Genomic DNA, 9877 nt, shown 5'->3' on the forward strand with positions numbered 1-9877 from the left:
ATTTAGTTGAATAACAGATAAAAAATTCTGGAAATAGTCATCCTCTGCGTCAGCACTATTCGTTTTTAACATTTTTCAGAAAAACAAATAATCTGAATATTCTTACTCTATTTGTGCAACACTAGTGTAACAGTATCAAAAAAGAGTGGGAAGAAATGCGCTTTGCCAGTCTCACTCACTAGGAACTCCAAGCTAGTGAGATGGTATGCGTAGAGAGAAACAAACTTAAATTTCGTTTTTTAGAAATTTAAATACATTAAAAGAAATAAGGATGCCAGTTCCACTTTACCAGTCTCACTTACTAGGAACTCTAAGCTAGTGAGATGGTATGCGTAGAGAGAAACGAACTTAAATTTCGTTTTTTAGAAATTTAAATACTCTCAAACGAAGTAGCTCTAGAAACAATAACTAGTGGAATGGTATACGGCATTTCAATCAGACTAAAATTTCGATCTGTAGAAATTTAAATACATTAAAAGAAATACGAGGAGTGACAAACAATGACGCAGGGACTAGCCAAAAAATTAAGGCTCACTATGGAAGAGCCGATTGTTGTTCTTCATCGCCCGAGTATGGATTATTTTAGCGGTTTTAATATAAGTGAGCAACAGCCAACAGAGCCGGTAGCAACAATTATTTTGTTTGTAAAAGATTTGGAAGAGATGAAAGAAGAGATTCAAAAAATCATTACGGCTGAACTTTTGGAAATGAACGGTCGTCTACTCGTTTGTTATCCTAAAAAAGGCAATAAAAAATGGTCGACTTTTATCCATCGAGACGAGATCTTTCCTGCTTTACAGGTCGATCAAGATGGATTCATCGCTGGGACAGACTATAAATTCAATCAAATGGTCAAACTAGATGACACTTATACGATTCTCGGTATCAAACGTACTGTGCAGAAAAAGTCTGTTAAACCGAGCCAGTCAGTGGCTGATTATATCCAGTTCTTGCCGACCTTGGAAAAAAGATTAGCCGCAGAGCCAAAAGCTCAGAAGTTTTTTCAACATCTGACGCCAGGCTACCAACGAAACTGGGCTCGTTATGTTTACAGTGCCAAAAGAGAAGCCACTCAAGACAAACGATTCCACGAGATGGTTCAACTTTTGAATCAAGGTATCAAATCAAAAGATCTGGCATAACGAAAAGTACCTCCCGTTGTTTGATGTCGCTTCATGTGGGAGGTACTTTTTATCTAAGGTGCTGCTGGATCGGTATTGCGAATTCTGGTAGCCCATTCCAATTCTTCTTCGATAAGCAGGCCATCCTTTAAGAGGTACTCTGTCGAATGTTCTTCTGTTTCTCCATCATATACAATGAAAAGCTTGATCCGATCACCTTCAAGATATTCTACTGTATAGTTACCTGTGATTGCTTCGCCTTTGCCATCAGAAAAAATTTCAAAGGTGCCATCCGGATTGTAGTTCCAGACACTTTGGTAGTGGTAGTCTTTGTTACGCATGGTCCAAGTTCCCAATAAACTGCGGCTGAAATCGATGCCCTCTGTTTCAACAACGTCCATATAAGCAGTGTCTGTCAGTTCATTCATAGTATTGCCCACTCGATGGAAAGTTCCTAGGTATCCAAAGCTCATTTTGTCGTTTGCTTCGTTGACATGTGCAATAAAGTAGTTGCCAATATTGGCAATGTTCTCATTAAAACCGTAGAGCTTGACCATTTTAGTCAAACCGGATTCCATGCCGACCTTTAGCGTTCCTTGACTATTGATCTCGCCTTCAAATTGCCAATGGCCGTCTTTGTCGATCATTAGTGTCAAATTTGCTTGTTCCCAAGTTCCTACAATAGTAGCGGCTACTTCATTTGCCTGCTCTTCAGAGGACCCCATCGTTTCTGTTGCTGAAGTTTCAACACTCGATGAAGAAGTATCGTCTGAGATACCTTGAGAAGTTTCTTCAGTAGTGAAACGAGAGCTGTCATCTGTCGGTGTTGAAGAACGCCCACAGGCAGTCAGAATCAGCAAAGACATTCCGAGCCATAAGAGATGTTTCATTTGAATCGACTCCTTTTTCTTTTATTATATAGGTGTTTATTTGGTTTGTAAAAGCGTTTGCGGTATACTCGAAATATAGTAGTAAGCGAATTGAGGAGGAAAAGCATGATCAAAAAAATCCATATGCACCGGGAAAAGCCAGTAATCAACTTGATTCCGGAGATCGTTTATGGTCATCGAATGGAAGGAAGTAATGCTGTTTATCGGCCATTGAGTTTGAGTTTGATGCGTCCAAGAATGTCTTTTCCATATGATGAACCTCCGAGAAATCTGCCAACGATCATTTGGTTGTGCGGTGGTAGTTTTTCATCGATGGATCGCAATGTCTGGGTACCAGAGCTGGCATGGTTTGCTAAAAAAGGCTACGCGGTCGCCAGTATTGATTACAGTGTCACGGCGCGAGCCAAATTCCCTGATCAAATCGAGGATGTTAAATTGGCGATCCGCTATCTCAAAGCACATGCGGAGGAGTTAGGACTGGATCCGCATCGCTTTATAGCAATGGGCGAGTCAGCAGGTGGCTATTTGGCTGCTTTGGTAGGAGCTACGGCCAACACACGGGAATACGACAAAGGGGATTATCTCAAATATTCGAGTCGTGTCAAAGCGGTTGTTCCCTGGTACCCTTTAGTTTCGGTGCCGGCATTTTTATCAGAGATGCCAAGAACTTCTTTACGAAAATTTCGGATACGTGAAGCAATCCATGAGCTGACACAAATCCAGATACCCTTGGATGCTTTGAATTATCCAGATGTGACAAAATTTATCACAGGACAGACACCGCCGTTTCTGATTCTGCATGGAGATGCGGACACGATCATTCCCGTTAGTCAAAGCCAATTATTGTATCAAGCTTTACGGGCTCGGAATGTATTAGCTGAATTTTATATTTTTGAAGGAGCCGAACATGCGGATGCGCCCTTTATTCAGGAAGAAACCAAGCAACTTATTTTAGAGTTTTTGCAACGAGTGGTAGTCTAGAAATAGCAACTTGATGACAGTGTAAAAAATACAAGGAGGAGACAATACATGGAATATATTACGTTAAATACTGGGATAAAAATCCCGATCATAGGCAGTGGGACCAATACTTTTGGGAAAGTCGATCGTGAGTATACAGGGGAAATTAATGGCAATACTTCAGAGCTGGAAGATGCTATTGCTCTAGGCTACCGTCATTTTGACACAGCTATTTCTTATCGAAATGAAGCCGTTGTCGGCAAAGCAGTAGCCGCTAGCGAGCTTTCCCGTGAAGAATTTTTCCTGACTTCTAAGATTCCGAAAGCTCCTGAAAACGAGAAAGCGGTAAGAGAAAGTGTCGAGGGCAGTCTGGCTGCTTTAGGAACTTCCACCATCGATTTGTATTTGATCCATCATCCGTGGGAAGATCTAGACGAAATCCTGTCTGTCTGGCGTGTGTTGGAGGAGTATGTAGACCAAGGAATCTTGAAGGCGATCGGTGTGTCTAATTTTACTGAAAAAGAATTGGGCTACTTGTTAGAACACAGTCGGATCAAACCAGCTGTCAATCAGATCGAGTCACATCCAGGTAAATGGAATGATCCGATCATTGAGTACTCATTGAAACATCAGGTCGTACCCGAGGCGTGGGGACCCTTGACGAAAGTCAGTGAAGAAGCAAAAGAAGTCTTGTCAACGATCGGTGAAAGCTATGGAAAAACGTGGGCACAAGTCATTCTCCGCTATCAAATCGAACGTGGTGTGATCGTGATTCCAAAATCGCATAATAAAGGACGTCAAAAAGCGAATTTAGAACTGTTCGACTTTGAATTGACCACAGAAGAAAAAGCCAAGATCCAAAAGCTATAAAACGTGAGCATGTGTTGACATGCTCTTTTTTTGAACGGTATACTTGGAAGGAAGCAGCAATCAAGACGGGAGGGTCATCATTTGGAAAAAGAACAATTTATTAAAACTTACAGTGTTCAACGAAAGAAAACCGATTCGATCAAATGGGATGCATTGGAGGAGCGTTTTGGCTCCAATGACTTACTGCCAGTATGGGTAGCAGATATGGAATTTGCGACCCCGGAAACAGTCAGAGATGCCTTGTCTGAACGCATTCAGCATGGTGTTTTTGGTTATTCTTTGGTGACGACTGATTATTTTCAGGCTTATCAGGGATGGCAGGAGCGTCACGAGCAAAGCAAATTTCAAGAAGAGTGGCTGTCTTTTTCAACCGGAGTCGTGCAATCTCTCTATGATCTGATCGATTGTTTTACAGAAGAAGGAGATGCCATTATTATTCAAACGCCCGTTTATTATCCTTTTTCTCATGCGATTCGCGACAAGCATCGTTGCTTAGTGACTTCAGACTTGATTTTGGATGATGGACGATACGTCATGGATCTGAAAGACTTTGAACAAAAGATTATTGATCAGCAGCCAAAAATGTTTATTTTATGCTCTCCTCATAATCCGGTAGGTCGTGTCTGGTCGGAGGAAGAATTGTCTGCAGTCTTGACCATCTGTCAAAAGCATCAGGTTCTTGTCTTGTCAGATGAGATTCATTCGGATATCGTTTTGTCTGATCATCAATTCTGTTCAAGTGTCTCTGTGGCTGAAGGTAAGTTTTTGGATCAATTGATTCTGGTCAATTCTCCTTCAAAAACTTTTAACCTGGCCAGCTTGTTGAACTCACATGTCTGGATACCTGATGAAGACCTGCGTAAAACCTATCAGGCTTGGAAAAAGCAATACAAACAAACTGAAAATAGTTTGATTGGTCAGTTGGCAGCCAAAGTAGCCTATGAAACAGCTGATGAATGGCTGGATGGGTTATTACAAACCATCGAATCCAATTATCTGTATGCGAAGAAACGTTTGGCAGAGGAATTGCCGGAAGTGATCGTTGCCGATTTGGAGGGAACTTATCTCATGTGGCTGGATCTTCGCTCTTATGTAGATAAAAAGCAAATTAAACAAGTGGTGCAAGATGAAGGGAAACTGGCGATCGATTTTGGCGAATGGTTTTCACCTAGAGCGAAAGGTTTTATTCGGATCAACTTAGCGACAACCCCAGAAATCATTGAACAAAGTATCAATCAATTGATCGGTGCGATCCAACAATAACAACAAGATTCTGCTTATTCTGATAGGATAGGCAGGATCTTTTTCTTATATCTTGCGTGATGTCGTAGACTTTTGGCGATGAATTGTAACATTTTTTGCAAAGATGAGAAAATTCTTGTTGTTTCTTACTAGAAGTCGGCGAAAACTCATGATATGATGAAAAACGGTTCACTATTCATTGTCAATATATCGGAGGAAAGAAATGAGTAAACTTTTAACAAAACAACAGATACAAGAAGCGTTGTTCGTCGTAGCAGGAGCCTTTGTGTTAGCTGTTTCGATCAATAGTATCTTATTACCAAATAAAATCGTAGCAGGTGGGGTAAACGGCATCAGTATCGTGCTAAATCACTTGTTTGGCTGGAATCCGGCAATAATTCTTTATACGATCAATATCCCGTTACTGATCCTGTGCTTTATGCTTCTAGGAAAAGATGTGGGTTTAAAAACAGTTTTTGGCAGTTTGATCTATCCATTCTTTGTGGGGATCACAGCGCATTTTCCAATCATTACAGAAAATATTTTTTTAGCTTCACTTTTTGGAGGCATCTTGACAGGGATCGGCTTGGGGTTAGTTTTTCGAGGGAATGCATCGACAGGAGGAACAGCGATCATTTCTCAGATCGTTCATAAGTACCTAAATTTGTCCTTGGGGATCGCGATCTTGATCGTTGATGGTTTTGTGATTCTTTCGGCCTTTATCGCTTTTGATACAGATGTTATGCTGTTTTCACTAATCAGCTTGTTTATTATTGGACGTGTCGTCGATATGACACAGGTTGGTCTGGATCGTTCGAAAAATGTGCTCATCATCTCGCAAAAATATGCTGAGATCCATCATGAATTGACGACGACCTTGGATAAAGGAGTGACGTTGATTCCGATCGAAGGTGGCTACAGTCAAACACCAGGAAAGCTGTTAATGACAGTAATCAGCGAAAAGGATTTTTCAACAGTCAAAGAGGCTGTATTGACGATTGATGACACTGCTTTTTGTGTGATCTTAAATGCCAGTGAAGTCCACGGGCGTGGATTCAGTCTGAAAAAAGTCGCCGACGACTATGGCGTAGAAATGAATCAGTTATAGAAAAATAGGACGGTAACATAAGTAAAAAACAGACAAAAATTTCCGAACAAGCTAGAAGGAATATCACTAACATTAAGTGACATTGCGATGAGGACCAACTGAACCTTGAGAGCAAACTTCTACTGTTTGGATGTTTTACTGTTAGATTATGTTACTGTCCTATTTTTTGTTACAATTGAAGCAGAGGAGGGTTTGTATGATTGAAATAAAAAATCTTAGCAAACATTATGGAACGAAAAAAGCATTGAATCATTTGAATTTAACGATTCATCAAGGAGAGATTTTTGGATTTCTTGGTCATAATGGCGCGGGAAAATCGACAACGATCAAGAGCCTAGTTAGCATCATTCAGCCAACAGAAGGAACGATCACTGTTGATGGTCTGGATCTTGTTGAACATCGCTTAGCAATCAAGAAAAAAATCGGATATGTACCGGACACACCGGATATGTTCTTACAATTAACAGCCGCAGAATATTGGGATCTGATCGCGTCGGCTTATGAAGTGGATAGCTTAGAAAAACAGGAACGTCTGCAAACATTGATGAAATTATTCGATATGTTGGAACATCAGGAAGAGACCCTGTCCAGCTTTTCTCATGGGATGCGTCAAAAGACGATCCTGATTGGTGCTCTGCTTCCTGATCCAGACATTTGGATCTTAGATGAACCTTTGCAAGGTTTGGATCCTCAAGCAGCCTTCGATCTCAAAGAAATGATGCGTGCACATGCTGATAAAGGAAAAACCGTCATTTTTTCAACGCATGTCCTAGATACCGCTCAGCAGCTGTGTGATCAGTTAGCCATTTTGAAAAAAGGAGAACTGCTCTACAATGGTTCTGTTGAAACACTACTGGAAACCGCACCAACTGAATCACTGGAAGCCATCTATTTGAAGATGACTGGCCGACACGCACAGGAAGCGGAGGCGGATCATGAATAAAAAGCAACTTCTAGAATTGACTAAGATCAATCTGTTATATGCAAATCCGCAAGCAACAACGAAAGCAAGGGGATCAGGAAAAAGCGGGAAAAAATTGACAAGATCTCTGATCAATCAGTATCTGCTGTCAGGTGTTCTATTTTTAGCGATCTATGGCTTCACAATGATGTTGACGGATTTTAGTCGAATGCCTGGCTTTTTTACTTACTATGTGGCACTTTTTGGAATCATTGCTTTTTCACAGGGTATCTCTGTCATTTACAATGTTTTCTTTGAAAGTCAGGATCTAGCAGGTTATTTGCCCTTGCCATTCAAGCAAGTCGAGATTTTTCTGGCAAAAATTGTTGTGGTAGCACTGACCGTCATTCCCTTTACGATTCCTGTATTGATCGTATTTCTATTAACAGGGATCCGCTCGGGAGTATTTATAGGTGTCGTTGTCTTGTCAGGAATTTTGCAGTTTGTCTTGTTTTTAGCGTTAATTTTTTCGATATGTAGCTTCATTGTTTTTGGTCTTACGAGAACGAAATTTTTCAAAAAACATAAAAAGCTCGTCACAAGTTTACTGCTGGTCGTTACAATGGGGATCGCAGTGATAGGGATCCTGTTGATGAATAATCAAACCAATTCGATAGATTTTGAGATGATGGACCGTAGCGCTATATCGATTTTTATGCCTTTCTTCTATACCAGTGCAGCCCCGTTCTCAACAAAGGGACTTCTTAGTTTGCTGGGGCTACTCACTGTCACTGTAATCATGCTCTTTTTGATCAAGCTTACCTTATTGCCAAGGCTTTACGATCAACTATTGGATGCTTCTCCAGGAATTTCTACAGAGAAGAGAACCTATAAGAAAAATCAAAACTTACGGCAGCTTTTGCTGAACTATAATTTTCAACTGATTCGTGATCCCAATCTGATCATGCAGGTTTTTTCTAATTCAGTTTTACTTCCAGTCATCTTTATTATCAGTTTTGCTATCAGCGGCGGCTACGATTTGAGCTTTTTAACGAATCGATTTGTCGGTCTGGTCTTTTTTGCAGGGGTAGCTTTTTCGCTGTTATCTGTGAATCAGATGTCCTTTGTCGCTAACATTATTTCGTTGGATAAAGAAAATTTTCTGTTTATCCGTTCATTGCCGTTATCAATGGAAAGGTATTTGCGTGAGAAATTTCGTTTTGCTTGCGGCATCCAACTGATCATCAATAGTCTGATCGCATTGCTGACGGGGCTAATCTTCCATTTGCCTTTGCTTCACTTAGTCAGTATGATTCTCGGCAATATTTTTTCTACCTATATCTTGTCTATGCGTTACTTTTCAAGAGATTATCGTCTGCTTCAGTTGAACTGGACCAACATTGGTCAGCTTTTTACTCGAGGCGCAGGCAATATGGGTATGGTCTTCACCATGATGGGAGGAATCCTTGTTAGTGGGATTTTATTGGTTGCTTATGGAGTAGGTACGATGTTTATTTCTTTTTGGTTACTGGATCTACCAATCTTTCTTGTATTTTTCATAGGACTGTATTCATGGAGCCGCCATTACCAACAAAATTTTTGGTCGCGTTTTTAAAAACAGCTATCAAATGAATGAAAGATCATTTTAGGAAATATTCAGAAAATTTAGACAAAGTTATTTACATTTTACAAAGGAAATGGTTAAATAAAGAAACAGTCAAGGACATTTCCTTGCTGTTGGCTATTTGGTGTTAAAGATGAACCCAACATCTTTCACAATAACCCCTGGGAATATACCTCCCAATAAGAAAGAGGGTGCTTCTTGTTTAGAAGCACCCTCTTTTTTTGGTTATTCAGGCAAGTGATTCTCAGTATCTGTTCGAACGATCAGAACATCACAACTTGCGTGACGAATGACATATTCTGAAACAGAACCAATAAACAAGCGCTCTACTGCATTAAGTCCGGTTGCACCTAGCATGATCAGATCGATTTGTCTTTCTTCAGGAATTTGTTTAGCAATGATTCCTTTTGGCGAGCCATATTCAATCACAGTTTCCACAGTCGCCAACCCTTGTTCATTGGCAGAAGCAGCGTATTCCTTCAAAGATTCCTTGGCCATTTCAGTCGCTTGTTCTGCCAAAACTGTATCAAAAGAAGTGATCGTTTGAAATGCTCGAGTATCAATAATATGGACAAGTAGCAGTTCTGCCTGATTTCTTTTTGCGACGTTGACAGCTTTCTGAAAAGCTAGCTCTGCTTCGTTGGAACCATCTACGGCAACCATGATACGTTTGTATTGTTGCAACATAACCCCACGTCCTTTCTTCTTCTTACTTACATTGTAAGCTATTTCCTAGAAAAAAGAAAAGCAGAATCCTTTTTAACGCATTTTTTTGGAAAATTGTACGCTAAATAATGCAGAAACGAACATCATGACTGCAACAAAAACAAGGATCATGTAAGTTTGTTCAGTAAGTGTTAACAGCCCACTGATGATGGCTAGTGTCACATAGGTCCAGCCATAGATCTGAAGAAAACGACGATTGTCTTCATTTTTTTCGATCAGTGAGTAAAATAAGTTTTGTTTTAATAAAGTAATCCCTAGAAACAGCAAGATACCCGCTGTAAGAATCAGTAAAAAGATAGTCATATTCGTTCCTCCTTGTATATTATATTTAAGGTTTTAATCTTTCGATTTTAGAGGAGAACCTTAAGAACCTTTTGTTATTCTTATTTGGTATTTACTCAATTATTTGAGAAAATATACTTAATGGATTGAGAG

Annotated in this window: 10 protein-coding genes; 7 read left to right on the forward strand and 3 right to left on the reverse strand. The window is 40.1% G+C overall.

The features are described 5' to 3' along the window. Positions 1-500 precede the first annotated feature (500 nt). Positions 501-1142 (forward strand): YdeI/OmpD-associated family protein, encoded by a 642-nt coding sequence (locus tag ACWODM_RS15805; RefSeq protein ID WP_455322290.1) that lies wholly within the window; start codon positions 501-503, stop codon positions 1140-1142. Positions 1143-1195: 53 nt separating this feature from the next. Here ACWODM_RS15805 and ACWODM_RS15810 read toward each other — a convergent pair whose 3' ends face one another. Next, complete coding sequence (locus ACWODM_RS15810) at positions 1196-2011, reverse strand: hypothetical protein (RefSeq protein WP_455322291.1); 816 nt, start codon at positions 2009-2011, stop codon at positions 1196-1198. Between the two features lie 105 nt (positions 2012-2116). On the opposite strand from ACWODM_RS15810, the gene ACWODM_RS15815 reads away from it, so the two are divergent. The 6 genes from ACWODM_RS15815 (at position 2117) to ACWODM_RS15840 (ending at position 8707) form a co-directional block, all read left to right on the forward strand. Next, complete coding sequence (locus ACWODM_RS15815; protein ID WP_455322292.1) at positions 2117-2992, forward strand: alpha/beta hydrolase fold domain-containing protein; 876 nt, start codon at positions 2117-2119, stop codon at positions 2990-2992. 48 nt (positions 2993-3040) lie between these two features. Then, positions 3041-3841, forward strand: a complete 801-nt coding sequence (locus tag ACWODM_RS15820; RefSeq protein WP_455322293.1) for an aldo/keto reductase family protein — start codon at positions 3041-3043, stop codon at positions 3839-3841. 81 nt (positions 3842-3922) lie between these two features. Next, positions 3923-5104 (forward strand): MalY/PatB family protein, encoded by a 1182-nt coding sequence (locus ACWODM_RS15825; RefSeq protein WP_455322294.1) that lies wholly within the window; start codon positions 3923-3925, stop codon positions 5102-5104. Between the two features lie 202 nt (positions 5105-5306). Next, positions 5307-6191, forward strand: coding sequence for a YitT family protein (locus tag ACWODM_RS15830; protein WP_455322295.1), 885 nt, complete (start codon positions 5307-5309; stop codon positions 6189-6191). Positions 6192-6387: 196 nt separating this feature from the next. Continuing rightward, entirely contained in the window at positions 6388-7134 is a 747-nt protein-coding gene (locus tag ACWODM_RS15835) for an ABC transporter ATP-binding protein (protein WP_455322296.1), read from the forward strand. After that, a complete protein-coding gene (locus ACWODM_RS15840; RefSeq protein WP_455322297.1) occupies positions 7127-8707 on the forward strand; it encodes an ABC transporter in 1581 nt (526 codons plus the stop codon). Before ACWODM_RS15835 ends, ACWODM_RS15840 begins: the two co-directional genes overlap by 8 nt. A 234-nt stretch (positions 8708-8941) precedes the next feature. Here ACWODM_RS15840 and ACWODM_RS15845 read toward each other — a convergent pair whose 3' ends face one another. After that, positions 8942-9403, reverse strand: coding sequence for a universal stress protein (locus tag ACWODM_RS15845; RefSeq protein WP_455322298.1), 462 nt, complete (start codon positions 9401-9403; stop codon positions 8942-8944). Between the two features lie 72 nt (positions 9404-9475). Further along, positions 9476-9745 carry a hypothetical protein gene (locus ACWODM_RS15850; RefSeq protein WP_455322299.1) on the reverse strand — a complete coding sequence of 90 codons (270 nt, stop codon included), beginning with the start codon at positions 9743-9745 and terminating at the stop codon, positions 9476-9478. Positions 9746-9877 lie beyond the last annotated feature (132 nt).

Source organism: Enterococcus olivae, from assembly GCF_053760925.1.